Origin of the sequence: Pontibacterium granulatum (assembly GCF_029961155.1) — a bacterium.
GTDB lineage: Bacteria > Pseudomonadota > Gammaproteobacteria > Pseudomonadales > Balneatricaceae > Pontibacterium > Pontibacterium granulatum.
On the sequence record NZ_JASBRH010000002.1, the window covers coordinates 204,457 to 229,391 of the forward strand.

Annotated in this window: 28 protein-coding genes; 25 read left to right on the plus strand and 3 right to left on the minus strand. The window is 54.8% G+C overall.

Annotation, left to right across the window (positions count from 1 at the left end; genetic code table 11):
* Positions 1-22 precede the first annotated feature (22 nt).
* Positions 23-409, plus strand: coding sequence for a DUF6627 family protein (locus QKW35_RS02745; protein WP_282350608.1), 387 nt, complete (start codon positions 23-25; stop codon positions 407-409).
* Entirely contained in the window at positions 406-1,410 is a 1,005-nt protein-coding gene (locus QKW35_RS02750) for a PA2778 family cysteine peptidase (protein WP_282350609.1), read from the plus strand. Before QKW35_RS02745 ends, QKW35_RS02750 begins: the two co-directional genes overlap by 4 nt.
* Here the strand turns inward: QKW35_RS02750 and QKW35_RS02755 are convergent, their stop codons facing one another.
* Positions 1,411-2,298 carry a LysR family transcriptional regulator gene (locus tag QKW35_RS02755; protein WP_282350610.1) on the minus strand — a complete coding sequence of 296 codons (888 nt, stop codon included), beginning with the start codon at positions 2,296-2,298 and terminating at the stop codon, positions 1,411-1,413.
* 99 nt (positions 2,299-2,397) lie between these two features.
* Between QKW35_RS02755 and QKW35_RS02760 the strand changes: the two genes are divergently transcribed.
* The 6 genes from QKW35_RS02760 to QKW35_RS02785 all read left to right on the plus strand — a co-directional run bounded on the left by QKW35_RS02760 (position 2,398) and on the right by QKW35_RS02785 (position 8,824).
* Positions 2,398-3,579 (plus strand): MFS transporter, encoded by a 1,182-nt coding sequence (locus tag QKW35_RS02760; RefSeq protein ID WP_282350611.1) that lies wholly within the window; start codon positions 2,398-2,400, stop codon positions 3,577-3,579.
* A gap of 359 nt (positions 3,580-3,938) precedes the next feature.
* Positions 3,939-5,018 (plus strand): hydrogenase small subunit, encoded by a 1,080-nt coding sequence (locus QKW35_RS02765; RefSeq protein ID WP_282350612.1) that lies wholly within the window; start codon positions 3,939-3,941, stop codon positions 5,016-5,018.
* Positions 5,015-6,823, plus strand: a complete 1,809-nt coding sequence (locus tag QKW35_RS02770; RefSeq protein WP_282350613.1) for a nickel-dependent hydrogenase large subunit — start codon at positions 5,015-5,017, stop codon at positions 6,821-6,823. The genes QKW35_RS02765 and QKW35_RS02770 overlap by 4 nt, the downstream gene beginning before the upstream one ends.
* A 60-nt stretch (positions 6,824-6,883) precedes the next feature.
* Positions 6,884-7,627: a Ni/Fe-hydrogenase, b-type cytochrome subunit gene (gene cybH / locus QKW35_RS02775; RefSeq protein WP_282350614.1), complete on the plus strand. Its 744-nt coding sequence runs from the start codon at positions 6,884-6,886 to the stop codon at positions 7,625-7,627.
* A 226-nt stretch (positions 7,628-7,853) separates the two neighbouring features.
* Entirely contained in the window at positions 7,854-8,132 is a 279-nt protein-coding gene (locus QKW35_RS02780) for a HigA family addiction module antitoxin (protein WP_282350615.1), read from the plus strand.
* A 161-nt stretch (positions 8,133-8,293) separates the two neighbouring features.
* Entirely contained in the window at positions 8,294-8,824 is a 531-nt protein-coding gene (locus QKW35_RS02785) for an REP-associated tyrosine transposase (RefSeq protein ID WP_282350616.1), read from the plus strand.
* 92 nt (positions 8,825-8,916) lie between these two features.
* Here the strand turns inward: QKW35_RS02785 and ubiM are convergent, their stop codons facing one another.
* Positions 8,917-10,236, minus strand: coding sequence for a 5-demethoxyubiquinol-8 5-hydroxylase UbiM (ubiM, locus tag QKW35_RS02790; protein ID WP_282350617.1), 1,320 nt, complete (start codon positions 10,234-10,236; stop codon positions 8,917-8,919).
* 261 nt (positions 10,237-10,497) lie between these two features.
* Between ubiM and QKW35_RS02795 the strand changes: the two genes are divergently transcribed.
* The 15 genes from QKW35_RS02795 to hypE all read left to right on the plus strand — a co-directional run bounded on the left by QKW35_RS02795 (position 10,498) and on the right by hypE (position 22,285).
* Complete coding sequence (locus tag QKW35_RS02795; RefSeq protein ID WP_282350618.1) at positions 10,498-11,610, plus strand: high-affinity branched-chain amino acid ABC transporter substrate-binding protein; 1,113 nt, start codon at positions 10,498-10,500, stop codon at positions 11,608-11,610.
* Positions 11,611-11,852: 242 nt separating this feature from the next.
* Positions 11,853-12,482, plus strand: coding sequence for a HyaD/HybD family hydrogenase maturation endopeptidase (locus QKW35_RS02800; RefSeq protein ID WP_282350619.1), 630 nt, complete (start codon positions 11,853-11,855; stop codon positions 12,480-12,482).
* Positions 12,482-12,784: a HypC/HybG/HupF family hydrogenase formation chaperone gene (locus tag QKW35_RS02805; RefSeq protein WP_282350620.1), complete on the plus strand. Its 303-nt coding sequence runs from the start codon at positions 12,482-12,484 to the stop codon at positions 12,782-12,784. The genes QKW35_RS02800 and QKW35_RS02805 overlap by 1 nt, the downstream gene beginning before the upstream one ends.
* Positions 12,785-12,798: 14 nt before the next feature.
* Positions 12,799-13,230 (plus strand): thioredoxin domain-containing protein, encoded by a 432-nt coding sequence (locus QKW35_RS02810; protein ID WP_282350621.1) that lies wholly within the window; start codon positions 12,799-12,801, stop codon positions 13,228-13,230.
* Positions 13,231-13,240: 10 nt separating this feature from the next.
* Entirely contained in the window at positions 13,241-14,104 is an 864-nt protein-coding gene (locus QKW35_RS02815) for a hydrogenase expression/formation protein (protein WP_282350622.1), read from the plus strand.
* A 12-nt stretch (positions 14,105-14,116) separates the two neighbouring features.
* Positions 14,117-14,338: a rubredoxin gene (locus QKW35_RS02820; protein WP_282350623.1), complete on the plus strand. Its 222-nt coding sequence runs from the start codon at positions 14,117-14,119 to the stop codon at positions 14,336-14,338.
* A 3-nt stretch (positions 14,339-14,341) separates the two neighbouring features.
* Positions 14,342-14,914 (plus strand): [NiFe]-hydrogenase assembly chaperone HybE, encoded by a 573-nt coding sequence (gene hybE, locus QKW35_RS02825; RefSeq protein WP_282350624.1) that lies wholly within the window; start codon positions 14,342-14,344, stop codon positions 14,912-14,914.
* Positions 14,911-16,044, plus strand: coding sequence for a nickel-dependent hydrogenase large subunit (locus tag QKW35_RS02830; protein ID WP_282350625.1), 1,134 nt, complete (start codon positions 14,911-14,913; stop codon positions 16,042-16,044). Before hybE ends, QKW35_RS02830 begins: the two co-directional genes overlap by 4 nt.
* Positions 16,045-16,046: 2 nt before the next feature.
* A complete protein-coding gene (hypA, locus tag QKW35_RS02835; RefSeq protein WP_282350626.1) occupies positions 16,047-16,388 on the plus strand; it encodes a hydrogenase maturation nickel metallochaperone HypA in 342 nt (113 codons plus the stop codon).
* Between the two features lie 2 nt (positions 16,389-16,390).
* Positions 16,391-17,320 carry a hydrogenase nickel incorporation protein HypB gene (gene hypB, locus QKW35_RS02840; RefSeq protein WP_282350627.1) on the plus strand — a complete coding sequence of 310 codons (930 nt, stop codon included), beginning with the start codon at positions 16,391-16,393 and terminating at the stop codon, positions 17,318-17,320.
* Positions 17,317-18,798 carry a sigma-54-dependent transcriptional regulator gene (locus QKW35_RS02845; protein WP_282350628.1) on the plus strand — a complete coding sequence of 494 codons (1,482 nt, stop codon included), beginning with the start codon at positions 17,317-17,319 and terminating at the stop codon, positions 18,796-18,798. Before hypB ends, QKW35_RS02845 begins: the two co-directional genes overlap by 4 nt.
* Positions 18,799-18,827: 29 nt before the next feature.
* Positions 18,828-19,109: a HypC/HybG/HupF family hydrogenase formation chaperone gene (locus tag QKW35_RS02850; protein ID WP_282350629.1), complete on the plus strand. Its 282-nt coding sequence runs from the start codon at positions 18,828-18,830 to the stop codon at positions 19,107-19,109.
* A gap of 14 nt (positions 19,110-19,123) precedes the next feature.
* Positions 19,124-19,831, plus strand: a complete 708-nt coding sequence (locus tag QKW35_RS02855; RefSeq protein ID WP_282350630.1) for a D-sedoheptulose-7-phosphate isomerase — start codon at positions 19,124-19,126, stop codon at positions 19,829-19,831.
* 133 nt (positions 19,832-19,964) lie between these two features.
* Complete coding sequence (hypD, locus tag QKW35_RS02860; RefSeq protein WP_282350631.1) at positions 19,965-21,092, plus strand: hydrogenase formation protein HypD; 1,128 nt, start codon at positions 19,965-19,967, stop codon at positions 21,090-21,092.
* 146 nt (positions 21,093-21,238) lie between these two features.
* Entirely contained in the window at positions 21,239-22,285 is a 1,047-nt protein-coding gene (hypE, locus tag QKW35_RS02865) for a hydrogenase expression/formation protein HypE (protein WP_282350633.1), read from the plus strand.
* Between the two features lie 347 nt (positions 22,286-22,632).
* Here hypE and QKW35_RS02870 read toward each other — a convergent pair whose 3' ends face one another.
* Complete coding sequence (locus QKW35_RS02870; RefSeq protein ID WP_282350634.1) at positions 22,633-23,208, minus strand: HupE/UreJ family protein; 576 nt, start codon at positions 23,206-23,208, stop codon at positions 22,633-22,635.
* Between the two features lie 550 nt (positions 23,209-23,758).
* Here QKW35_RS02870 and speD point away from each other — a divergent pair.
* Complete coding sequence (gene speD, locus QKW35_RS02875) at positions 23,759-24,571, plus strand: adenosylmethionine decarboxylase (protein WP_282350635.1); 813 nt, start codon at positions 23,759-23,761, stop codon at positions 24,569-24,571.
* 140 nt (positions 24,572-24,711) lie between these two features.
* Positions 24,712-24,933 carry an acetyltransferase gene (locus QKW35_RS02880; RefSeq protein ID WP_282350636.1) on the plus strand — a complete coding sequence of 74 codons (222 nt, stop codon included), beginning with the start codon at positions 24,712-24,714 and terminating at the stop codon, positions 24,931-24,933.
* Positions 24,934-24,935 lie beyond the last annotated feature (2 nt).

Below are 24,935 nucleotides of genomic sequence, written 5' to 3' on the forward strand. Positions count from 1 at the left end.
GTCAAAACATTGGTGAACAGAAATGAATAAAGCAAAACGAATTGTCGCTTCAGTTCTTGTCATGATGTTGGGTCTTATCCAGCTGCCGGTAGCGCACGCAGCGGTTATTACGACCGATCAGGCGATCCAGGCACAGCAGGGAGACATTGATCGTACACGGTTGCTCTCTCTATTAGAGAAAGAGGAGTTGCAGCAACAGCTTACCGCGTATGGCGTGGACGCTGCGCTAGCCGCTGAAAGGATTCAGAGCATGAGCGATGCCGAGGTGGCGATGCTTAATGCCAAGCTGGATGAGATGCCAGCAGGTGAAGGGATTCTCGGTTTGGCGGCCTTGTTCTTTATCGTATTCATAATTACGGATGCATTGGGTGCAACGGATGTTTTCACCTTTGTTAAGCCTATCCGATGAGCGGGCTTCCCGCGCTTCTGAATGCGCTGAAACTCAGTCTATGGCTGGTCCTCGGAAGCCTGTTTCTTTCCGGATGCAGTCATCAGGCTGTTTGGCGCGAGCAGGTCGATGATCAACTGCAATTGCCTGTTCGCGTCGAGTTGGCTGACACGCCGTTTTTCCCTCAAACCGAATACCACTGTGGACCTGCCGCGTTGGCTACGGTGCTGGCTGCGACAGGTGTCGAAACCACTCCCGATGAACTGACGCCATACGTTTATCTCCCCGAACGGCAGGGTAGCTTGCAGATCGATCTTGTATCGACAACAAGGCGATATGAGCGATTGCCCTACGCGCTCAAGGAGGGCTTGGATGCACTCTTTACCGAAGTGGCGAACAACTATCCCGTCCTGGTGATGCAGAACCTGGGTTTTGACTGGTTCCCGCAATGGCACTATGCGGTGGTGGTCGGATACGATCTGGATCAGGAGACCGTTACGCTGCGATCGGGAGAAGAGAAGCGGCATGTGGTGCCGATCTATACCTTCGATAAAACCTGGGAGCGGGCACAACGTTGGGCAATGGTGGCCGCATCGCCTGACCGCATACCGGTAACCGCTGATGTTCACAACTTTGTGCGTGTGGTGAATGGTGTGGAAAAGCTGCATCCCGACGCCGCGATTACGGCATACCAGCATGGGGTAGAGCGCTGGCAAGACAACGCGCTGCTCTGGCTGGCACTTGGCAATGCGTTGTATGACCAACAGCAGTTTCAGGATTCAGTGAGAACCTATCGTCAGGCTCTCCAGACTCATCCTGAGAACGTATTGCTGTGGAATAATTACGCTTACGCGCTGCGCTCAGTGGAGTGCGGTGAAGCATCCCGAGCGGCGATTCACTGTGCTGTTCAGATTAAGCCCGATGACCTGCTGTTAAGGGATAGCCTCGTCGAGTTACACCAGCATAAAGAGGCAAATGGATTGCTTTGTGATGTGGTGCATTGTCCACACCGAACGCAGTAGTTACTGATCCAGATGTAAGCGTGGCCGGATAAACTCGATAAATGCGTTGATACGTGAAGAGAGGGCGGTGTTTCGGTAATACACCGCCTGAACCTGTTCGCGCGGATTGGGTGATTGCATCTCGTTTTCCAAAACCTTGAGCAAACGTCCGTCGGCGAGATCTTGTTGCACCATAAAATCGGAGAAACAGCCGATCCCTTCCCCGGCCAAACAGGCCTGCCGTAAGACTTCACCGCTACTTGCTGCCAGATCAGGCTTGATCTCCAGTCCTTCACCGACAGGCCATTTGTTGAGGCGGCTAGGGGGAATAAAGCCCAATAGCCGGTGGTCTGACAGTTGTTCGACCGTCTGTGGGGTAGCCTTTCGTTCCAGATACTCCGGACTGGCCAATAAGTGCAGGCGAGACCGCCCCAGTAACGTGGCGTGCAACGAGGAGTCTTCGAGCTGGCCGATACGGATCGCCACATCGGTGCGCTTTTCCAGCAGATCGATAATGCCTTCGCTGGTGCTCAGCTCCAGGTGAATCTCCGGATATTGTTCACGAAACTCGCCCAGTAGTGGCACCAGTTGATGCAGCATAAACGGCGTTGCTGCATCCACCCGCAAGCGTCCCTTAGGTTGGTCCATGCGCAGCCGGAGTTGTTCCTCTGCCGATTCCAGCTGTTGCAGCCCTTGCCGGATATTCGTCACAAACAGTTCGCCCTCTTCAGTCAGGGAGATGCGGCGTGTTGTTCGTTGTAGCAGGGTGACACCGAGCTGTTTTTCAAGACGTTGAATCGCCCGTGATACCTTGGCCACCGGTACATCGAGTTGGTTGGCGGCGGGTGAAAAGCCGCCACAGTCCACCACGGAGAGCAGCAGTTCTAGGTCGTCAGATCGGCTTATCATTACACTTTCATCAAAAATAATTTGTTATTAATGCGGTTTTTGTTGATAGTCTGGATCGAGACAATAGCTCCGTCAATTAAATCTTGCGGGAGCTAATCCATGCCTATCGCGTTGTTTGCACTCACACTGAGTGCATTCGCTATCGGTACCACCGAGTTTGTTATTGTCGGTCTGGTGCCTACCATCGCCCAGGATCTGGGTGTATCCCTGCCATCGGCAGGTTTGTTAGTGAGTCTGTATGCTCTGGGTGTTGCTGTGGGCGCACCGGTGCTCACGGCCCTGACCGGTCGCTGGAATCGTAAAGTGGTGCTGCTGGCGTTGATGGCCCTGTTTGTGGCAGGGAACTTGATGGCGTGGCTTGCACCGGGGTACGAATCCCTGATCACGGCCCGTGTCCTGACAGGTCTGGCCCACGGCGTGTTCTTCTCAATCGGATCAACGATCGCAACAAGCCTGGTCGCTAAAGACAAAGAGGCGAGTGCGATTGCGATCATGTTTACGGGGCTGACAGTTGCACTGGTAACCGGCGTTCCACTGGGTACCTGGATAGGTCAGGAATTCGGCTGGCGAGCAACCTTCCTGGTGGTGTCCCTGCTGGGTGTGATCGCTTTCATCGGCAGTGCGCTACTGATCCCTCGTGATCTTAAACAAGCTAAACCAGCGCGTTTGTCCCAGCAGCTAAGTGTACTGACGCAGCCACGTCTGTTACTGGTGTACGCGATGACCGCAGTGGGTTACGGCGGTACCTTCGTTGCTTTTACCTTTCTGGCGCCCATCCTTGAACAGGTGTCTGGTTTTGCTTCCAGTTCGGTGGCGCTGCTGCTGTTGGTGTACGGGGTATCCGTCGCTGTCGGCAATATCTGGGGCGGAAAGATGGCCGACCGTATGGGACCGGTTAAAGCGCTGCACATCATCTTTACCGCGTTGGCGTTGGTGCTGGTGGCCTTTACCTTTACCGCCGGAAACCAGATCACTGCTGTACTGACCGTGTTGGTGTGGGGTGCCTTTGCATTTGGTAACGTACCCGGTTTACAGGTGTATGTGGTGAAGCTGGCCGAGAAACACACACCACAGGCCGTGGATGTGGCGTCGGGTCTGAACATCGCAGCGTTCAATGTGGGCATCGCTGTTGGTGCTTATGTCGGTGGTTTAATTGTGGACTCCATGACGCTGATGGATACCCCTTGGATCGGCGCAATCATTGTTTTTTTGGCACTGTTACTGACGCGACTTTCCGGCTTTCTGGATAATCGGGGGCAGCCGAATGTGGTCGTGGTTTAACGGTCGTAGGGTGCTGTAGCGTAGCGTATTGCACCGGGTATTCTCAGGTTTGGTGGTGCGTTGCAACGCACCCTACGTAAGCTACCGCCTAAGACCTTTGTCGCTGCCAACTGACTTACCGCTTGCCCCGCAATGCTGGTAAGTCAGTTATCCCTCTTTTTCTGTATATCTCTCCAGGCTGTTGATTATTAGTGGTTTTTAAACTTGGCCCGCTCTTTGCTGAAGCTATAGCTGACCAATAAAAAACTATAAAGCTGAACACTGTTTGCTGCCGCGCTATGAGCACCTTTTCGCATCTGGGGTGAGTGTGTAGGACCGAGCAGTGCTTCTTCAGCGGTATCACTGCCGGAGAGAGCCGAATGTCCCAAATTGAAACCTTCTACGAAGTTATGCGGCGACAGGGGATAACCCGTCGTAGCTTCCTGAAATACTGTAGCCTGACTGCCGCGGCGCTGGGTCTGGGGCCAACGTTTGCGCCGCAGATTGCGCACGCGATGGAGACCAAAGAGCGTACGCCCGTACTGTGGCTGCACGGTCTGGAATGTACCTGTTGTTCCGAGTCCTTTATCCGTTCTGCGCACCCGTTGGTAAAAGACGTGGTGCTGTCGATGATCTCCCTGGACTACGACGACACGCTGATGGCGTCGGCTGGTCACCAGGCGGAAGAAGTTCTGCACGAGACGATCAAGAAATACAAAGGTAAGTACATCCTTGCTGTAGAAGGGAATCCACCCCTGAACGAAGACGGCATGTTTTGTATCTCGGGCGGTAAACCCTTTGTGGAAAAACTGAAGTACGCTGCGAAAGATGCCGCTGCGATTATCGCCTGGGGTTCCTGTGCATCCTGGGGTTGTGTGCAGGCCGCACGTCCAAACCCAACCCAGGCGGTGCCGATCCACAAGGTGATCACCGACAAACCGATCATCAAAGTACCGGGCTGTCCACCGATCGCGGAGGTTATGACCGGTGTGATCACCTATATGCTGACCTTCGGCAAGATGCCTGAACTGGACCGTCAGGGCCGCCCGAAGATGTTCTACAGTCAGCGTATCCACGATAAATGCTACCGTCGTCCGCACTTCGATGCCGGTCAGTTTGTTGAGCAGTGGGATGACGAAGGCGCACGCAAAGGTTACTGCCTGTACAAGGTGGGCTGTAAAGGGCCGACTACTTACAACGCTTGTTCCACCGTGCGCTGGAACGAAGGTGTCTCCTTCCCGATCCAGGCCGGTCACGGGTGTATCGGTTGTTCCGAAGACGGCTTCTGGGATAAGGGCTCGTTCTACGACCGACTCTCCAACATTCCGCAGTTCGGCATCGAGAAAAATGCCGATGAAATTGGTACCGCTGTCGCGGGTGGTGTAGGTGCTGCGATCGCTGCACACGCTGCAGTAAGTGCTATCAAACGTGCGCAGCATAAAGGAGACCAGGAATCATGAGCACCCAACTGAATGCAAAAAATCTGGACAACAGCGGACGCCGGGTGGTTGTTGATCCTGTAACCCGAATTGAAGGGCACATGCGTTGCGAAGTGAACGTGGATGAGAACAACGTCATCCGCAACGCAGTGTCGACCGGCACCATGTGGCGCGGTCTGGAAGTGATTCTGAAAGGCCGTGACCCACGTGATGCCTGGGCGTTTGTCGAGCGTATCTGCGGTGTGTGTACGGGTACCCACGCGTTAACCTCCGTTCGAGCAGTCGAGGATGCGCTGGGTATTCAGGTTCCGCTGAACGCGCACCTTATTCGTCACCTGATGGACAAAACCCTGCAGGTGCATGACCACATCGTACATTTCTACCACCTGCACGCGCTGGACTGGGTCAACCCGGTGAACGCGCTGAAAGCAGATCCGATCAAAACCTCGGAACTGCAGAAGATGGTTTCACCGCGTCACGCTAAATCCAGCCCCGGTTACTTCAAGGACGTGCAGACCCGCCTGAAGAAGTTTGTCGAAACCGGTCAGTTGGGTCTGTTCGCCAACGGATACTGGGATAACCCGGCGTACAAACTGCCGCCGGAAGCGGATCTGATGGCGGTGTCTCACTATCTGGAAGCGCTGGATTTCCAGAAAGAGATCGTCAAGATCCACACCATCTTCGGCGGTAAGAACCCGCACCCGAATTACATGGTGGGTGGCGTGTCCTGTGCGATCAATCTCGATGGTACGGGTGCCTCCGGTGCACCGGTGAATATGACTAGCCTGAATTTCGTGCTGGAGCGTATCCGCGAAGCGCAGGAGTTCACCAAGAACGTCTACATTCCGGATGTAATGGCCGTCGCGTCTATCTACAAAGACTGGTTGTACGGCGGCGGTCTGGCGTCTGAAAACGTGCTTTCCTACGGGACTTACACCCAGGTACCTTACGACAAGTCCACTGACCTGCTGCCCGCCGGTGCCATCGTGAACGGCAACTGGGACGAGATCCATCCGGTGGATGTGCGTGATCCGGAACAGATCCAGGAGTTTGTCGATCACTCCTGGTACACCTACGCAGACGGCAAGAAAGGCCTGCACCCGTGGGATGGCGAGACTGAGCCGAAGTTCGAACTGGGCCCGAACACCGTGGGTACCAAGACCAACATCAAAGAGTTGGATGAGTCCGCCAAGTACAGCTGGATCAAGGCACCGCGCTGGCGTGGTCACGCGATGGAAGTGGGTCCACTGCCGCGTTACATCATCGCGTACCTGTCGGGTAAAGAGTATGTGCAGGAGCAGGTGGATCGCTCGCTGTCGGCATTCAACCAAAACACCGGTCTGGATCTGGGACTGAAACAGTTCCTGCCGTCTACGCTGGGCCGTACTCTGGCGCGTGCGTTGGAGTGCGAACTCTGTGCCGATACCATGCTGGACGACTGGCACCAGCTGGTGAACAACATCAAGAACGGTGACAGCTCCACGGCCAACGTGGATAAGTGGGATCCAAGCAGCTGGCCAAAAGAGGCACAGGGCGTGGGTATTAACGAAGCGCCACGGGGTGCGTTGGGTCATTGGATCAAGATCAAAGACGGCAAGATCGAAAACTACCAGGCGATCGTACCGACCACCTGGAACGGTTGTCCGCGTGACGGTGAGGGTAACATCGGCGCCTTTGAAGCCGCGCTGCTGAACACCCCGATGGAGCGTCCGGAAGAACCGGTTGAGATCCTGCGTACCCTGCACAGCTTCGACCCGTGTCTGGCGTGTTCTACCCACGTGATGTCTGAAGACGGTCAGGAGCTGACCAAAGTAAAAATCCGGTAATGCCTGATGCGCGGGGCTGGCTGCATCCGGACCCGCGCGGCATCCGAGGAGGTTATAACCATGACTATGTCAGTAAAAGACGACGACCTGCTTACCGGAGAAGCGACCGCACAGGAGCAACAACTCGTCCGTAAACAGACGGCGGTGTACGTGTACGAAGCACCGGTACGTTTGTGGCACTGGGTGACGGTATTCTCTGTGCTGATCCTCTGTGTGACAGGTTACTTTATCGGGTCTCCGCTGCCGACCATGCCGGGCGAGGCGAGTGATAACTACCTGATGGGGTATATCCGGTTTGGCCATTTCGCCGCGGGTTACCTCGTAGCAATCGCCTTTGTGGGGCGGATCTACTGGGCCTTTGTGGGCAACAGCCATGCCCGTGAACTCTTCTTCCCGAAACTGCTGCGCAGAGCGTGGTGGCAAGAGGTGTGGCACGAGGGGCGTTGGTACCTGTTTCTGGAAAAAACGCCGAAGAAATACATCGGTCACAACCCGCTGGGCCAGTTGGCAATGTTCTTCTTCTTTGTACTGGGCATGATCTTCATGATCGTCACCGGTTTTACACTTTACGGTGAAGGCCTGGGGCAGGGCAGTTGGGCGGACGAGATGTTCGGCTGGGTAATCCCGCTGATGGGGCAGAGTCAGGATGTGCACACCTGGCACCATCTGGGGATGTGGTACCTGATCATCTTTATCATGACCCATGTGTACGTAGCGGTGCGTGAAGACATCATGTCCCGCCAGAGCTTGATCTCCACCATGGTGGGGGGCTGGCGAATGTTCAAGGATGACCGTCCGGACTGAGTCCGGGCTGTCTCCAACTCTCTTCCGATTGCTCTGGGAGACCGTTGGTAGTCACTGGCTGGAACCTGCTTTCCCGGCTGTGATTACAGGCATTGAATCTGAAGCATCCAATTGTGGGCGCAGACAGGTTCATGATTGTCATTCAATAGTTTGGCCTGTCAAAGGATCTGATGCTGGAGGTGGGCCGTTTTTTTCAGAGTCGTTGTTTAACGTTTTGAGGTAACAGGTGCAGGGAGCATTACGACGACGCTTCTGTAGCCGAAAACCGGAACACCCCGGTGCGTTTCTGGAGCGTTGCTACATGAAACCGCTGGGGATTTCCCAATCCGAACTGGCCCGTTCGCTGGCGATCTCTCGCCGTCGCGTTAACGAGATCGTCAACGGCCAGCGTGCCATCACCGCCGACACCGCTCTGCGCCTGGCAGAACGCTTTAACACCACCCCAATGTTCTGGCTGGAAAAGCAGCAGATCTGGGAGTTGTATGAGGCAAGTCGGCAAGTGTGATCTCAGTATGGCTACCCACACAGAGCATGGGAAACAGTAGTTGGGGGGAAAGGATCTATATCTCGTTCCCACGCTCCGCGTGGGAATGCATACACCAAATAGTTTATGCTTCAGTTTCTACTTCAGTTCACGGATGAACACATGCATAGGAGGGAATCTCTATGGGGAGAAGCCGCTACAAGTTCTATCAACCAGATCAACCGCACTTCATGACACTAACGGTGTTGCACTGGATACCTGTATTTACGCGCCCGGAAACGGTCAATATCCTGCTGGAAAGTCTTGAGTATCTGAGCAAACAGCGCTTACGAATTTATGCGTTCGTTGTTCTGGAAAACCATCTCCATCTGATTGCACAAAGTAGTCAATTAGACCGGGATATTGCTCGGTTTAAATCCTACTCAGCCCGGCGAATCATTGATTATCTGCAAGCGAGAAACGTGAAAACAATTCTTGAACAGCTCGCCTGTTATAAGAAAGCGCATAAGCAAGATCGGGAGATTCAACTCTGGCAGGAGGGTGTCCATCCTGAACTAATCCAAGAGCAAGAGATGATGCGCCATAAGATTGAGTATATTCACCAGAACCCGGTTAAGAGGGGATACGTGGATGAGGCAGCGCACTGGCGCTACTCCAGTGCGAGAAACTATGACGGTAAGAAGGGGCTGCTAGAGGTCTGTCGAGACTGGTAGTTGGGGTATAGGTTCCCACGCAGAGCATGGGAACCAGTAGCTGTCCTAGATTGAACCACTCGTTCCCGCGCTCCGCGTGGGAATGCATAACCTCACTTCAATCCCAGCACATTCAGTGGGTGGAGCTTTTCCGGCAGGATGGATTCGATTTTCTCTCGCGCCTTCGCAACCGGAATAAAGTCCGGTACCGGCGGCAGGTTGTTTTTCAGTTCCTGAAGTGGACTGGTGCCGTTCAGATCATTCTCGGTCAGAGACTCGGTGATCAGATGTTTGATCGGCCCGATGTTGTTCGCCAGGCGCAGGGTGGCTTTTCGCGCCAGCTTGGCGGCCAGGGATTCGTTGGTGAACAGGCCTACAACCACGTTAGTGCCGTGATAGAGCACGCGGGTCACGCGCATCTGGCTGCTTTCGTAAGTCTTGAGCAGCGACGGGCTGGCGATATCCTCACCTTCGGCAATCGCGTTAGCGATCTCTTTGGCCAGAGTAGCCTGACCACGCAGCCCCAAGTTAAAGCCGTGAGCAGTCACCGGGTGCATGCCCACTGCCGCATCACCGATCAGGGCAAAACGGCGGGCCACAAACTGGTTGGCGTGAACAGCGACCAGCGGATATACGTGGCGCTTGCCGATCAGTTTCATCTCACCCAGCAAACCGTCCATCTGTTGTTCGATGTTGTGGTTAAACTCCGCTTCGCTCATGTCGGCAAATTTCTGCGCATCGCGGCTGTTGATGGTCACTACGACGGAGGACTTGTTGCCGTTCATTGGCAGGATCGCAGTGGTGCGGCCGTAGTGGAAACACTCAAACGCGGTCTGGTCGTGTGGCTTGGTGTGCTCCATGCGGCATACGATCGCGGTGCGGGAGAAGTCACGCATGGTGGCCGACAGGCCCATCTTGCGACGGGTTTCGGAGAAGCGGGTGTCGGCTGCGACAACCAGGCGGGCCTGCAGTACCTCGCCGTTGTTCAGGGTGACGTAGCCAAGGTTATCATCGGTGTTTACTTCCTCAACTACGGACTCGGTGCGAATCTCAATCTGTTTGTGGCTGGCGACCTCTTCATAGTACGCCTTGCGGATCAGGTGGTTGGGTACCAGATAGCCCAGCGCTTCCAGGGATGCGTTTTCGTTATCGAAATCCAGGCTGTAGCTGGACTGACCGTCGAATACGCGGGCCGCTTCAATCGGTGAAATGCCGTCGTCTGGCAGACGCTGCCAGGCGCCACACTCGCGCATCAGTTTGGCGGAGAGGTGAGTCAGGGCGATTTCGCGGCCATCCTCCGGTGGATCGGCCAGTGTGGATTGAGAGGAACGCTCCAGAACCGCGACCTTCAGAGGCAGGTCAGCAAGAGAACGGGCAAAACTAAGACCGGCCGGACCGGCGCCGATAATGAGTACGTCGTACGGCTGCTGCACGGCATCCACCTTTTGACTGTTGAAAGTGATGCAGCTTACCTGAATCTTTTTTTGCTGCACCCGACTTATATCAAGGATTCAACAACTGATGAGCGGCCTATGACAATCTAAATTTTTCTTGCTTCAGATCAGCTCTGTTTTCCTACTAAAGATCGCTTCTTGCAGCCATTCTTAACTACAATAGCCACAGGCCAAAAGCCATCAAATAGAAACGGTTTGTGTACCCCGCAAACCTTGTGTTCAGAGTGTCAGGAGTACCCCATGAAACTCACCCCTTCCTCATTCGCCTCGCTGGCGTTATCTGCCGTGCTCAGTTTTTCCGTGCAGGCCGCTGAATCCGTAAAAATTGGTATTGTTGGACCCTTTAGTGGGCCACTCACCCAGTACGGTGAGATGCAGTTGAATGGTGCCCATGCGGCGATCGATATGATCAACGGCCGTGGTGGTGTAAATGGCCGCATGCTTGAAGCCGTTGAATATGACGATGTCTGCGAACCAAAGCAGGCGGTTACCGTTGCCAACAAGATCATTAATAGCGAGGTGAAATTTGTTGTTGGTCATCTCTGTTCCAGTTCAACTCAGCCCGCAACCGATATCTATCGGGACGAAGATGTGCTGGTGATCACCGGTTCGACCAACCCGGGCATTACCCTGCGTGGTTACTCCAAACTGTTCCGTACCATCGGTCTTGATTCCCAGCAGGGGGCGACCGCAGCGGACTACATCGCGCAGGTGGTGAAGCCGCAACGTGTGGCGATCATCCACGACAAACAGCAGTACGGTAAAGGTGTGGCCCTGATCGTTCGAGATCGACTGCAGGCTGCTGGCGTGAATGTGGTGAGTACCGATGGCATCAACAGCGGTGCCAAGGATTTCAGTTCCCTGATCACCAAGCTCAAGCGTGAGCAGGTCGATTTTGTCTACTACGGCGGTTACCACCCGGAGCTGGCGCTGATTATGCGTCAGGCTAAAGCGGTTGAGTTCGCGCCCACCTTTATGGGCCCGGAAGGTTTGGGCAACAAAGATATCGCGTTCCTGGCCGGTGATGCGGTGGAAGGTTTGCTGGTGACCCTGCCTGCACGTTTTGATCTGCAGAAAGATAACCAGGCGGTTGTCGAGCTTCTAAAGCAGAAGGGTGCTGATCCGAGTGGACCGTTCATCTGGACCAGCTACGCCGCAGTGCAGGTGCTGGCCGATGCGATGCAGCAGGTGCAGTCCGATACACCGGCTGATGTGGCAAAAGCGCTGCATGACTCTACCTTTGAAACTGTACTGGGTCCGATCAGCTGGGATGTGCACGGTGACCTGCAGGGCTTCGAGTTCGGTATCTACCAGTGGCATGCGGACGGTACCGGTACTCCGGTAGAACGTTAAGCTCAGACGTATCTGTAGGTTCACACTCGCTCCCACGCTCCGCGTGGGAGTGTATACGGTATGAAAAACAATCTTTCACTTTTGTGATGATGTGGAAAGTTTGTTTTCAATAGTTGTTTGGTCTCGTCTGTAACCCTCCCCGTAACACCCCGTTATTCCTGAATATCCGTTATCTGTCTGTGTTGGCACGCTCTTTGTAACACCAGTGGTTACAACAATAACGCTGCACAGAAGAAGTACAGATGAACGATAAGAAGATTCTCATTCTTGGTATTGGCAACGTCCTTTGGGCAGACGAAGGGTTTGGCGTACGTTGCGTGGAAACCCTGAACCAGCGCTACCGCTTTGGCGACAACGTCAAGCTGATGGATGGCGGTACCCAGGGGATCTATCTAGTGCAGCACGTTCAGGATGTTGATGTGCTGGTGGTGTTTGATGCCATCGATTACGGCCTGGAGCCGGGCACGCTGAAAAAGATCTACGACGACGAAGTACCCAAGTTTATGGGCGCCAAGCAGATGAGTCTGCACCAGACCGGTTTTCAGGAGGTGCTGGCGATGGCGGAGTTTACCGGCAACTACCCGGAACACTTGTTGCTGATTGGTTGCCAGCCGGTGGAGCTGGAAGACTTTGGCGGCAGCCTTCGCGACCCGGTGAAAGCCCAGATCGACCCGTCCATCGAGATCGCCCTTGATTACCTCAAGCAGTTTGGTGTTGTCCCCGAGATCAACGACCAGCCGGTTGAAGGGCTGGCGCCGGGTGAACTGGAGCTGCGCGAATACGAATCTGGTCGCCCGTCTGAACAGGATGCCTTCCGTAAAGGTGATCTGCGTTTTATGGCTGAAACAGAATCTGAGCAGGGCGACACCTAATGTGCCTGGGAATCCCGATGCAGGTGATCCGCAGTGAAGAAGGGAGTGCCTTGTGCAGCAACGGCAGCGAACAGCAGTGGGTGGATCTGTCGCTGGTCGGTGAGCAAGCCCGGGACACCTGGGTATTGGTGTTTTTGGATGCCGCCCGCGAAGTGCTGGATGAGTCGCGTGCCCTGCAGATACGAGATGCCCTCAGTGCGGTGCAGGCGGTGATGGCCGGTCGAGAGGCGAATCTTGATGATCTCTTTGCCGACTTGGTCGACCGTGAGCCTCAGCTACCACCCCATTTACAGAACAATTAGAACAGGAACCCAACATGCCATCTCCTTTGATTAACCGACTGGTCGACGAGCTGGATTATCCGCTGCTCGATCAGACTAACTTCGGCGACTTCATCAAGTCGGCGCCTTTCTCGGTGTTGTTTTTCACCGAGGAGCCGAAACGTTTTCCGGAAAGTAACGATGTGGCAGTTATCCTGCCAGAGCTGGTAAAAAGCTTTCCACAGCTGACCCCGGCGGTGGTATCCACCGACGCGGAAAAAGCACTGCAGGGGCGTTACAACTTCACCGTCTGGCCTGCGCTGGTGTTCCTGAAAGAGGGACGTTACCTGGGCACTATCACCAAGGTGCAGAATTGGGATGTATACGTGGCCGAGATTGGCAGCATTCTGGCGCTGGAGCCCAAACGTGATCCGGGTATCGGTATCCCGGTAGTGGTTAATCCTGTATCCAGCGGCTGCGGTCAGTGAGGTAAAGAGCATGCATGACAACGGTATTCAGTTATTCAATATTCCGATGGGGCCGGGCAGTCAGGACGAAGGCGAGATGGTTCTGGATTACATGAAAATGCCATCGGAGATGAACACCTACGATATCCCGGTACTGCCGGAATCGGACGCAGTGCAGAGCTGCCCTCAGGCAGTGGCGGTAATGGAGCAACTGCAGGACTTGCTGACCAAATACACCCCGGGCGCAGCCACACAGAGCATGGTGCTGGATGCGATGCCGGATGTCGATCTGGATATGCTCAACCAGATTTTGGGGGAGGGTGAGGTGAGTGCTGTTATTAACGGTGAACAGCCGATCCGCATTCAGGAAACCGTAATGGCGGGCGTATGGCGCTTGCGCAGGTTTAACACACAGGGCGATGTGATCGCGGAAACGCTGGAGGTGGCGGATGTGCCTGCCTGTGTGCGTGAAGCCGCATTCCGTACCCAGCGCATTCTGAATGTCGAGTTAGACAATATGCCGCAGGGTGTGCTGAACGCGCCTTCGGTACTGGTTGAGATCGCCGAAGCCTCCGAAGCGTTTGAAGGCTCGGCACCGGAAGCGCCTCATGTGATCAACCTGTCGCTGTTGCCGTTCTCACCGGAGGATCACAACCACCTGGCAGAGAGTGTGGGTACCGGTGCGGTGACCATCCTGTCGCGTGGTTACGGTAACTGCCGAATCACCTCCACCGAAGTAAATGGCCTGTGGCGTGTGCAGTACTTCAACAGCACCGATCAGCTGATCCTGGATACACTGGAGATCACTGATATTCCTGCCGTGGCCTGCGCAGCCAAAGAGGATCTGGAAGACTCTGCCGAGCGTCTGAAAGAGATCCGCGAAGTGCTGGTTTGAGGAGCGTTGACGATGAACTATCAGGGTTTCGAAGGCAGCTACCTGGGGGATGCCAGCCGCATCGACGATGCGGCCAGGCTGGAGTGCAAGATCTGCTGGTACCAGTACGATCCTGCGGCCGGTGATCCGGTGTGGCAAATCGCGGCGGGTACGCCGTTCAGCCAACTGCCGGACCACTGGCGCTGTCCGGAATGTGATGGCGAAAAAGACCTGTTTATGGTGCTGGGGGACTGAACGATGAGTCGGGTGGATGCACTGCACACTCACTTCAACAGCGTTGCGCAACGTATGGCCGACCTGCCGATGTACAACGCGGCGCTGGAGGTGGCTTGTGTGGGTTTCCAGCCGTATGCCGAGCGGGAGATCGGTGTGCTGGTGACACCCTGGTGCATGAACCTGACCCTGTTTCCGGCCGAGTCTGACAACTGGGCAGCATGGAGTGGAACTGAGATCGGCAACAAACAGATGATTGCGCTACCCTCCGGCCAGTATGAAGGGATCTTTGGCTGGAGCGAGCTGACCGGCGGTTTTATGAGCTGTTCGCTGTTTTCGCCGATGTTCGAGTTTGCCGAGCAGGTAGTTGCGCTAGAAACAGCGGAAGCGGTGATGAAGGCTGTGTTTGATAGCGCAAATGAAGCCCCAACCGACCGGCAGCACGCCCTGCGCGAGCAGAAAGCAGAGCTGGAAGAACTTAAAAAGCAGCAAGAAGCTGAGGCTGTGAAAATGGCAACGCCGAAACCAGAAAAGCTGAGCCGTCGTGGTTTCCTCACTGGAGGCTTTGCACGTAACGATGAGGCAGCGTCGTCATGAACAGCCTCGCAGATCTCGCCGGTAAACTTCACGTCTATGTCGAATGGCATGACGATGTGATTACCCGTGTGGATCTGCGCAGCAGTCGACCGCACAAGATCGCCTGGTTGCTGCAGGGAAAAACGCTAACCCAGGCTTTGACGATGGTGCCGATGATCTTCTCCCTGTGTGGTGTGGCACAACAGGTGGCGGCATTGCGCGCTGCGGAAAGTGCTCTGGGTTTGCAGATCAAACCGGAAGTGGCAGAAGCTCGACAGATCCTGGTGTGGGCTGAAACCGCACGTGAGCTGGGATTGCGACTGGCGCAGAACTGGCTGCAGGAAAAGACCCTTGTATGCGCTGAACTGCTACAGTGGTTTACGCGGTTGAAAGCGGACCTGTGCTGGGCGTTGGCGCTTGATCCGCAGCTGGATGCTAATGAGTTTGATCGTGACACGGCCGCGCGCCGCCTGGATCAGATTCTGAAGCCGCTGGTAGGCAGTGAAACTGAATTGAGTCAGCTGTTGTTTGGCGCTGCATCCACAACGCCGGTGGGGACGCAGATCAAACAATTGCAGAAGTCCTTGGGAGATGTTGAGTTAGCCTTAGGTGCTGTACCCCTGAGTAGTAATACTTCGAGTGACCTGCGTTGGATCACCGAGAAACTGACCAGCGAGCAGGCGTTTGAGTTTTGCGCACAACCGGATGCTGAGGGTACCTGCTTTGAAACCAGTATCTGGACCCGAAACTGCGAGGCGAAGTTGGTGCAGCAGGGACAGCACGCCGGACTGAATGAGCTGACATTGCGTTTTCTGGCGTTGGTGGATGAGCTGCAGGCGTTGCCGGGATTGATCCTAGAAGGCGGTGAAGCAGCGCAGGCATCGCACATTGAACCGGGTTTGGGGTGTGTGGAGGCCGCGCGCGGCATGCTGATTCACCGCATAGAGCTGGAAGGTGATTCCATGTCAGACTACAGGGTAGCCGACTACAAGATCGTAGCGCCCACCGAGTGGAACTTTCACCCGCAGGGTACCCTGGTACAGATGCTGGATGGGGCGCGGGTAAGCCGGGAGCGGTTGCACGCTCTGGTCGAGAAACTGATCCTGCTGGTCGACCCCTGCGTCGACTGGGAGATCGAGATCGGAAACTGATTATGCATGAGATGTCGATTGCCGAAGGGATCATCCAGGTCCTGGAAGAGCAGGCAAAAGCACAGAATTACCAGCGGGTAAAAACCGTGTGGCTGGAGATCGGCCCGCTGGCGATGATCGAGACCGACGCACTGACGTTTTGTTTTGACGCGGTCGCACGGGGCAGCCTCGCCGAGGGGGCTAAACTGAACATTATAAATATAGAGGGCGAAGCCTTCTGCATGCCGTGCCTGAAAACCGTGCCTGTGCAGAAGCGCTATGACGCCTGTCCCGAGTGCGGCAGCTACCAGTTGCAGGTCACTCAGGGGGACGAGATGCGGATTAAAGAGCTGGAGGTCGAATAAGTATGTGTACCGTTTGCGGATGTGCCGAGGGAGAGGTTCAGATCGAGGGTGGTCATCACCATCATGACCACGATCATCACGACCACAGCCATGCTCATAGCCATGAGCATGCGCACGATCATGGCCATCACCACCACGACGAAGGTGTGGTGGTTGCCGAAGGTGACAATATCCATTTTGGCAAAGGACCGGCCCACGCTCACGTAGCGGGTCTGAGCCAGAGTCGTATGGTGCAGATTGAGCAGGATATCCTGGGTAAAAACGACCGTTACGCGGCGCTCAACCGCGCCCATTTCGAGCAGCAGAGCCTGTTTGTACTCAACCTGGTATCCAGCCCGGGTTCCGGTAAAACCACGCTGCTGACCGAGACCATCAACCGCATCAAGGAAAGCCGCAAGGTGGCTGTGATTGAAGGCGACCAGCAGACCGCTAACGATGCCGATCGCATCCGTGAAACCGGCGTACCGGCGATCCAGGTGAATACCGGTAAAGGCTGTCATCTGGATGCGCACATGGTGGGTCACGCTATGGAGAAGTTCGACGATATGAAAGGTGGCCTACTGTTTATCGAAAACGTAGGTAACCTGGTCTGCCCGGCAGCGTTTGATCTGGGCGAGGCGCATAAAGTGGCGATCCTTTCCGTGACCGAAGGTGAAGACAAGCCGCTGAAGTACCCGGATATGTTCCACGCGGCGGACCTGATGATCCTCAACAAGACCGACCTGCTGCCGTACCTGGATTTTGACGTGGAGCGTTGTATCGAATATGCCCGACAGGTGAACCCTAATATTCAGGTGATGCAGCTTTCTGCTCGCTCAGGCGAAGGCATGGATGAGTGGATTGAGTGGCTGGAGAACCGCCGCAAAAATATGATCCAGACCCGCATCGACGTGCTGCAATCTGAAATCGACCAGTTCCAGGCGCTGCTATGATCGATTTCGAGAACCGCCCAACCGTCCTCTGCGTTGACGACGAGATTCGTTCGCTGGAGACGCTGGAGCGTACGCTGGATGAGGAATTTGACGTCCTTACCGCCAGCAGTGCCGACGAGGCGATGGCGCTGCTGGAGCGTAATGACGTGCAGGCGATCCTCTGCGATCAACGCATGCCGGACAAAACTGGTGTGGCGTTCCTTACCGAAGTGCGCGAGCGCTGGCCGCAGATCGCCCGCCTGATCCTCTCCGGTTACACCGACTCCGAGGACATCATTAAAGGCCTGAATGAAGCAGGCATCCTGCAGTACATTACAAAACCCTGGCACCCGGACAATCTGCTGCTGATCATGCGTGGCGCCTGTCGCTTGTGTGAGCTGCAGAACGAAAACGAGCTGCTGGCGATGGAGATGCGTCTGACCGAAGGGCAGGCGGAAGATAACATCACGCAGAAGAAACAGCGGCTGCAACAGGCGTTCCAACTGGATGAGATCCAGCGCCACCCGGACAGCCCCCTGAATGCGCTCTGCAATCAGGCGGGCAAGATCGCACCTTACGATGTGTCTGTGTTGGTGACCGGGCCCTCCGGTGCAGGTAAAGAGCTGTTTGCCCGTGCGTTGCACTACAATAGCCTGCGCGCCGACAAACCCTTTGTGGTGGAAAACTGCGGTGCGATGCCGGATGAGCTGTTGGCTTCCGAACTTTTTGGTCACAAGAAAGGCTCCTTTACCGGCGCGATTACCGATCATGTAGGCCTGTTCGAGCAGGCCGACGGCGGCACCATCTTCCTCGACGAGATCGGCGAGATCAGTCCTGCATTCCAGGTAAAACTGCTGCGTGTGTTGCAGGAGCGCGAAGTGCGCCGTATCGGTGAACACCAGCGCCGTAAGGTGAACGTACGTATCGTGGCCTCCACCAACCGTGATCTGGAAGAGGAGGTGCGTGCCGGTCGTTTCCGTCAGGACCTCTACTTCCGTCTTGCCGAAGTCACGCTGGAGTTGCCGGCCCTTGAACGCCGCACGGTGGATATCCCGGTGTTGGCGAACAGCTTCCTCGACAAGGCGATGCAGGATTTTGACAAACCGGTGAAAGGCTTTACCGACGAGGCGTTGGATTGCATGAGTCGCTACTGCTGGCCGGGCAACGTGCGAGAGTTGCAAAACGAAGTACGTCGCATGCTGGTACTGGCCGACGATGAATGGCTCTCTGCAGATCTGCTAAGCCCCCGTGTCCTGCGCGCAGCACCGGTGGATGAGACCGAGGAAACCGAAATTCTGGCAGGCTTGGAAGGCACTCTGAAAGAGCGTGTCGAAACCTTGGAAAAACGGATATTGCGCGAGACCCTGATCCGCCACCGCTGGAATAAAAGCCGTGCCTCCAAAGAGCTGGGCCTCTCCCGTGTAGGGCTGCGCTCCAAGCTTGAGCGCTATGCGCTGGAGCAAAGTACCCCCTCTGCTGTCCCCGAGCAGAAACAGTAACCAGACCGAATTGCGAGTGTAGTTGAGTTATGTGTTTAGGAATTCCCGGCCAGATCGTTGAGATCAAAGACGCTGCTGAAGGCATGGCGATGGTCAATGTCTCCGGCGTGAAACGTGAGGTCAATCTGGGTTGTGTGCTGCCGGAAGACGGCAATCTGGACGCGTTGATTGGCCGCTGGACGCTGGTCCACGTGGGCTTCGCCATGAGCCTGATCGATGAAGAGGAAGCGCAAAAGACACTGGAGATTCTGGCTGAACTGGGCGAGCTACAGGAAGAGCTGGACGCCATGCAGAACAGCGAAGTTGATTGAGAGGGTATTCAGACATGTCCGACAAGAACGATGCTAGCAATATGCTCGGTGCCCTCTATCCCTTTATGGGCAGTGAGCAGGGCGATAAGCCTGAAACCCGCGACAAAACGCAGGAACTGCTGGATTCGATCCAGCTGAAAACCGAAGAGAGCATCGCGGCTAAGCAGGCGTTCTTCGCCAAGTACAACACGGTGCTGGCAGATATCGCCCGGGCGATTGCCGAGTCCTACCGTAACGGTGGACGTCTGATCACCGCCGGAAACGGTGGCTCCTCCTGCGATTCGGCGCACCTGGCGCTGGAGTTTATGCACCCGGTGACCGCAGGCCGTCCGGCACTGCCGGCGATCAACCTGAGCCAGGACAACGCCATGCTGACCGCCGTCTCTAATGACATCGGATTCCAGCATGTGCTGCCACGCCAATTGCTGGCGCTGGCCAAACCGGAAGATGTGCTGGTGGTGTTCTCCACCAGTGGCAACTCACCCAACATCACCGCCGCCTGTGAAAAGGCGAAACAGCTGGGGCTGGTTGTGGTGGCGTTCTCCGGTGGTGATGGCGGCGAGCTAGCAACCAACAAAACGGTGGATCACTGCCTGATCGTTGAGACTGACAGCGTACACCGCATCCAGGAGTGCCACCTGGTGAGTTATCACATTCTTTGGGATCTGGTGCATACCCTGTTGGCGGACGAACGTGGTTTTATGGGCGAGCACGGTCGTTAATTGATCGATCGGTTTTGTGTTGGACATCACTGGCGTGATGGCCAACCTACTCCATTGGGTTAACACCGCCTGTAGGTTGGCCTTTGCGTAGCAAAGCCCAACAAATACTAAAAATCTCTGTGAGCAAAGACAGATGAAATTTGTAGACGAATTCCGTGATCCGGATATGGCGAAAGCGATTCTGGAGCGTATCCACACCCTGGTTGATGAGATCCCGCAGGCGCAGGAGCGTCCGCTGCAGATTATGGAGGTTTGTGGTGGCCACACCCACTCTATCTTCCGCTACGGCCTCGAAGAGCTGTTGCCGGACAAGATTGAGCTGGTGCACGGTCCGGGCTGTCCGGTCTGCGTGTTACCGATGGGACGTGTGGATGATTGTGTGGCGATTGCCGAGCAACCCGATGTGATCTTCACCACGTTCGGGGATGCGATGCGCGTACCGGGTTCTAAGAAAAGTCTGCAACAGGCCAAAGCGGAAGGTTGTGATATCCGCATGGTCTACTCGCCGATGGATGCACTGGCGCTGGCGCGTAAACACCCGGACAAAAAAGTGGTGTTCTTTGGTCTGGGCTTTGAAACCACCATGCCAAGCACTGCGCTGACTGTGAAGCAGGCAGAGAAGGAGGGGATCAAAAACTTCTATCTGTTCTGCAACCACATCACCATCATTCCAACCATCAAGGCAATTCTGGATTCGCCGGATATGTATATCGACGGCTTCCTGGGACCGGGCCATGTGAGCATGGTGATCGGTCAGGCTCCGTACGAGTTTATTTCCGCCCAGTACAACCGTCCGCTGATCATCTCCGGCTTTGAACCGTTGGATGTATTGCAGTCCCTGTTGATGGTGCTGGAACAATTGAAAGCGGGCGAAGCCAAGATCGAAAACCAGTACAAACGCATTGTGCCGGACGGCGGCAATATGCAGGCGCTGCGTGCCGTGTCCGATGTATTCGAGCTGCGTGAGTTCTTTGAATGGCGTGGACTGGGGTCCATCGACCACTCCGGAGTGCGTATTCGTGATGGTTATGCCCAGTACGATGCCGAGCGTGCCTTTGCCCTGCCAAACCTGAAGATCGCCGATCCGAAATCCTGCCAGTGCGGTGAGGTGCTGAAAGGGGTGATCAAGCCGTGGCAGTGCAAGGTGTTTGGCAAGCAGTGCACACCGGAAACGCCGATGGGCGCACTGATGGTTTCCACTGAAGGGGCCTGCTCAGCCTACTATAGCTACGGCAAGATCGACACCAAGAGCATCGCTTAGAAGCTACTGCGCTCGATCATACGGCGTTAAGAATCAGCTCAAAATGCTCACCTACAATTGTAGGCTCCGCTTTTTCACCGATTCTCGCCTTGTCTGATCTTCGCTCGTAACGCTTTTATATCTAATGACAGTAACGAGATTTATCGATGAGTAAACCACAACGTACCCTGAAAGCATCCACCATCACCATGGCGCACGGCGCGGGTGGCAAAGCGATGCGTGATTTGATCGAAGATGTGTTTGTGGGCACCTTTGATAATGAAAATCTCAACAAGCTGGAAGACCAGGCCCGCTTTGAACTGGCCGACCTGCAGGCACAGGGCCAGAAGCTGGCGTTTACCACCGACAGCTATGTGGTGGATCCGGTGGAATTTCCAGGTGGTGATATCGGGACCCTGGCGGTGAATGGCACGGTTAACGATCTCGTCGTGTCTGGTGCAATTCCCAAGTACCTTTCCTGCGGCATGATTCTGGAAGAGGGGCTGGAGGTGGAACTGCTGCGCCGCATCGTGACCTCCATGCGACAGGCAGCCGATGAAGCGGGTGTAACCATCGTAACCGGTGATACCAAGGTGGTGCCGAAGGGCAAAGGTGACAAGGTCTTTATCAACACCACCGGTATCGGTGTGATACCAGCAGGTGTGGATATCTCTGCAGAGAACTGCAAACCGGGTGACAAGATTATCGTCAACGGTTTTGTCGGTGATCACGGTGCCGCAATCCTTAATGCCCGCGGTGATCTGGCACTGGACGTAGAGCTGAAAACCGACTGTCAGCCGCTACACGGGTTGGTGCAGGCGATGCTGGAAGTCTGTCCGGAACTGCATGCGGTACGTGATGCCTCCCGGGGTGGTGTCGCAACCGTCCTGAACGAATTTGCGGAATCCTCAGAGGTATCGATTCGCCTGCTGGAGAACAAGATCCCGGTACGTGACGAAGTACGCGGCGTCTGCGAAATACTGGGCTTGGATGCGCTTTACTTTGCCAATGAGGGAAAACTGGTGGCGGTGGTGCCGGCTGAAAAAGCGAATGCTGTTCTGGACGTGATGCGCGCTCATCCTGCGGGTGAAGGCTCAGCGATCATCGGTGACGTTATTGAAGGTTATGCCGGACGGGTGCTGGTACAGACCGGCTTTGGTGGTGAACGTATTCTGGATATGCTGGTGGGCGAACAGCTGCCGCGCATTTGTTAAGCAGCTCACTTCAGTACCTTTCCTTATTTCCCTCTCTGCCGTCCATAAAGGCGGCACCTTTCCCTATCTGATTGTGTTGGGCATCACTGACGTGATGGCCAACCTACGTTTATCCATAGCGTAGGTTGGCCTTTGCGTAGCAAAGCTCAACACCAGTGTGTTATTCAGGTGAGAAAAAGACACAAAAAAGTCGGGCTAAAAAGCCCGACAAAACGTGGGTGACAAAGCGTCAGAAGATGATCCCGGTCCAGGGTTTTCAGATTGGGGACCGGGCCGGGATCAAAAGAGCAGAACCTATCAATAACTCCTATGAGCACTCAGGCTATTGGGATTTATTCAAAGATTCCTTAGGCAGCCAGCAGAGTGGCGCCTGCAGCAGCGATTACCAGACCAGCCAGTTTGGCCAATGTTGGCAGTTGGGTTTTTACGGTGTTAGCTGCAATACCACCGCACAGGTGAAGCATCAGGCTAGAGCCGAGGAAGCCTGCTGCGAATAGGGTCATGGAAGAAGCTGCGGCCTCGGCGCCGTGCGCGTAGCCGTGGAACAGAGCGAATGCGCCACTCAGGCCCAGCGCGGCAGCTGCGGGGAGACGCGCTGCGGTTGCAATCAGCAGACCCAGCACCAATACAGAAGTTGCGATACCGCCTTCAACAACCGGCAGGTTGAACGCTGTCTGGCCCAGCAGGAATCCGGCAACCAATACCAGCATAAATGTCATCGGGATCTGGAAACGCAACTGACCTTTCTGCATTGTGGCCCAGAAACCCACCGCCAGCATTGCCAGCATGTGATCAAGGCCAACCAGAGGGTGAATCAGACCACTCAGCAGGCTGCTGTGTTCTGCAACAGTGGCAGTGTGTGCAACAGCGGAGGTGGATGTCAGGGCCAGCAGAGAGGCAACGGTGGCTACTTTAAGCTTCATATTCGTTCTACCTTTTTATTCTGGTATATGTTCTGGGAATAATTTGGGTATAGATAAAATACCGTTTGCAAGCTTGGTGCCAGCTTTGGCTGTTATGAGGCCAAATAGCTAAAGGGGCCTGAAAACGGTGTCTGTAGGGATTCTGAGGCTAATTTGTCGCAGCGTCGAGACTTGGCGTAGAAGATGTTAGTGGAAAGTGGCTAACCACTTAGTGTGCAAACTGAACAGTCGTATTGATTTTTCGGCGTTGATGCAGACGGTTGAAACTCTGTGGTAGGGGCCTGAAATTTGATTCGCTTGTCCAGTGTAGATGAAAATGTTTCTTATTGCGCGCAAAAGCGCTGAAGTGGTCGATAAAATACGATAAATTTATCTTATCTAGATGGGTAAAATTTTCTTTGTGTTTGTGGCGTTCTGCTCTACAATTCGCCCACCAAAAACAGTGTTTTTGTGCCTTAATTTACAGACTCTACGAACACCTTTTGTGCACCCTACAGAATGGGTTCGTAGGCCTCTAAAGCATTGATTTTCGTACTGGAGAGCACCCGAGTTGGCATCAAACGGTAAAATTAAACTGCAGGGCTTTAACAACCTGACCAAAAGCCTCAGCTTCTGTATTTATGATGTTTGCTACGCAAAAACTGCGCAGCAGAAAGCAGAGTACATCGAGTACATCGATGAGCAGTACAACGCCGACCGTCTGACAGAGATTCTGACAGAGGTGTGCGACATTATTGGTGCTAACGTACTGAACGTTGCTCGCCAGGATTACGATCCTCAGGGTGCCAGCGTAACGATTCTGGTGGCTGAAGAGCCGATTAAAGATGCTGAGGCCGTGGATCAGACCGAGAAACCAGGCCCACTGCCGGACTCTGTGGTTGCGCATCTGGATAAGAGTCACATCTGTGTCCACACCTACCCGGAAGCGCACCCGGACAACGGTATCTGTACTTTCCGTGCGGATATTGAAGTGTCTACCTGTGGTGTGATCTCTCCGCTGAAAGCGCTCAACTACCTGATCCACAAGTTGGAATCCGATATCGTCACCATCGATTACCGCGTGCGCGGTTTCACCCGTGACGTGGACGGCGTGAAGCACTATATCGATCACGACATCAACTCTATCCAGAACTTCATCAGTGACGATATCCGCGATCTGTACAGCATGGTGGACGTGAACGTTTACCAGGAAAACATCTTCCACACCAAGATGATGCTGAACGACTACGACCTGAACAACTACCTGTTCGGTACCACTACACAGGACCTGACCGGTAAGGAAGTGAGCGAGATTACCGAGCGTCTGTTTAAAGAGATGCGTGAAATCTTCTACGGTCGTAACCTGCCGGATATGACCGAATAATTTGTTCAGGATATCAGCAGACTCTGAAAACGCGGCGTTGGCCGCGTTTTTTGTGCCTGTATGCCAGCCAATTGATAACACGCCGAATGCAAATTTAGCTCCTACACTTGTAGTTGATACTGCAACCTGTGGAGCTGGCCATGTTTCTCAAAGAGCTCAAGTATGGACATCTGATCGAGGTGATGGATCTGAGTGAACTGTTCGATCCCTATAAGACACAACTGACGGGATGTTGCCACTATGGGGAGGAACTGCAGGAGGCGGAGCAATACGCCAAGCAGGCGTTGTCATTCCCGTCCGGTGAAGCCTTGCCTCGCTGCTGGGTCGATCCTCATTACAGAGACCACGAATTAGTACGTTGAGT

Excerpts from the sequence above, each read along its gene's own strand:
- QKW35_RS02745 (WP_282350608.1), top strand. The coding sequence starts at position 23 with ATGAATAAAGCAAAACGAATTGTCGCTTCAGTTCTTGTCATGATGTTG.
- QKW35_RS02750 (WP_282350609.1), top strand. The coding sequence starts at position 406 with ATGAGCGGGCTTCCCGCGCTTCTGAATGCGCTGAAACTCAGTCTATGG.
- QKW35_RS02755 (WP_282350610.1), bottom strand. The coding sequence starts at position 2,298 with ATGATAAGCCGATCTGACGACCTAGAACTGCTGCTCTCCGTGGTGGAC.
- QKW35_RS02760 (WP_282350611.1), top strand. The coding sequence starts at position 2,398 with ATGCCTATCGCGTTGTTTGCACTCACACTGAGTGCATTCGCTATCGGT.
- QKW35_RS02765 (WP_282350612.1), top strand. The coding sequence starts at position 3,939 with ATGTCCCAAATTGAAACCTTCTACGAAGTTATGCGGCGACAGGGGATA.
- QKW35_RS02770 (WP_282350613.1), top strand. The coding sequence starts at position 5,015 with ATGAGCACCCAACTGAATGCAAAAAATCTGGACAACAGCGGACGCCGG.
- cybH (WP_282350614.1), top strand. The coding sequence starts at position 6,884 with ATGACTATGTCAGTAAAAGACGACGACCTGCTTACCGGAGAAGCGACC.
- QKW35_RS02785 (WP_282350616.1), top strand. The coding sequence starts at position 8,294 with ATGGGGAGAAGCCGCTACAAGTTCTATCAACCAGATCAACCGCACTTC.
- QKW35_RS02795 (WP_282350618.1), top strand. The coding sequence starts at position 10,498 with ATGAAACTCACCCCTTCCTCATTCGCCTCGCTGGCGTTATCTGCCGTG.
- QKW35_RS02800 (WP_282350619.1), top strand. The coding sequence starts at position 11,853 with ATGAACGATAAGAAGATTCTCATTCTTGGTATTGGCAACGTCCTTTGG.
- QKW35_RS02805 (WP_282350620.1), top strand. The coding sequence starts at position 12,482 with ATGTGCCTGGGAATCCCGATGCAGGTGATCCGCAGTGAAGAAGGGAGT.
- QKW35_RS02810 (WP_282350621.1), top strand. The coding sequence starts at position 12,799 with ATGCCATCTCCTTTGATTAACCGACTGGTCGACGAGCTGGATTATCCG.
- QKW35_RS02815 (WP_282350622.1), top strand. The coding sequence starts at position 13,241 with ATGCATGACAACGGTATTCAGTTATTCAATATTCCGATGGGGCCGGGC.
- QKW35_RS02820 (WP_282350623.1), top strand. The coding sequence starts at position 14,117 with ATGAACTATCAGGGTTTCGAAGGCAGCTACCTGGGGGATGCCAGCCGC.
- hybE (WP_282350624.1), top strand. The coding sequence starts at position 14,342 with ATGAGTCGGGTGGATGCACTGCACACTCACTTCAACAGCGTTGCGCAA.
- QKW35_RS02830 (WP_282350625.1), top strand. The coding sequence starts at position 14,911 with ATGAACAGCCTCGCAGATCTCGCCGGTAAACTTCACGTCTATGTCGAA.
- hypA (WP_282350626.1), top strand. The coding sequence starts at position 16,047 with ATGCATGAGATGTCGATTGCCGAAGGGATCATCCAGGTCCTGGAAGAG.
- hypB (WP_282350627.1), top strand. The coding sequence starts at position 16,391 with ATGTGTACCGTTTGCGGATGTGCCGAGGGAGAGGTTCAGATCGAGGGT.
- QKW35_RS02845 (WP_282350628.1), top strand. The coding sequence starts at position 17,317 with ATGATCGATTTCGAGAACCGCCCAACCGTCCTCTGCGTTGACGACGAG.
- QKW35_RS02850 (WP_282350629.1), top strand. The coding sequence starts at position 18,828 with ATGTGTTTAGGAATTCCCGGCCAGATCGTTGAGATCAAAGACGCTGCT.
- QKW35_RS02855 (WP_282350630.1), top strand. The coding sequence starts at position 19,124 with ATGTCCGACAAGAACGATGCTAGCAATATGCTCGGTGCCCTCTATCCC.
- hypD (WP_282350631.1), top strand. The coding sequence starts at position 19,965 with ATGAAATTTGTAGACGAATTCCGTGATCCGGATATGGCGAAAGCGATT.
- hypE (WP_282350633.1), top strand. The coding sequence starts at position 21,239 with ATGAGTAAACCACAACGTACCCTGAAAGCATCCACCATCACCATGGCG.
- QKW35_RS02870 (WP_282350634.1), bottom strand. The coding sequence starts at position 23,208 with ATGAAGCTTAAAGTAGCCACCGTTGCCTCTCTGCTGGCCCTGACATCC.
- QKW35_RS02880 (WP_282350636.1), top strand. The coding sequence starts at position 24,712 with ATGTTTCTCAAAGAGCTCAAGTATGGACATCTGATCGAGGTGATGGAT.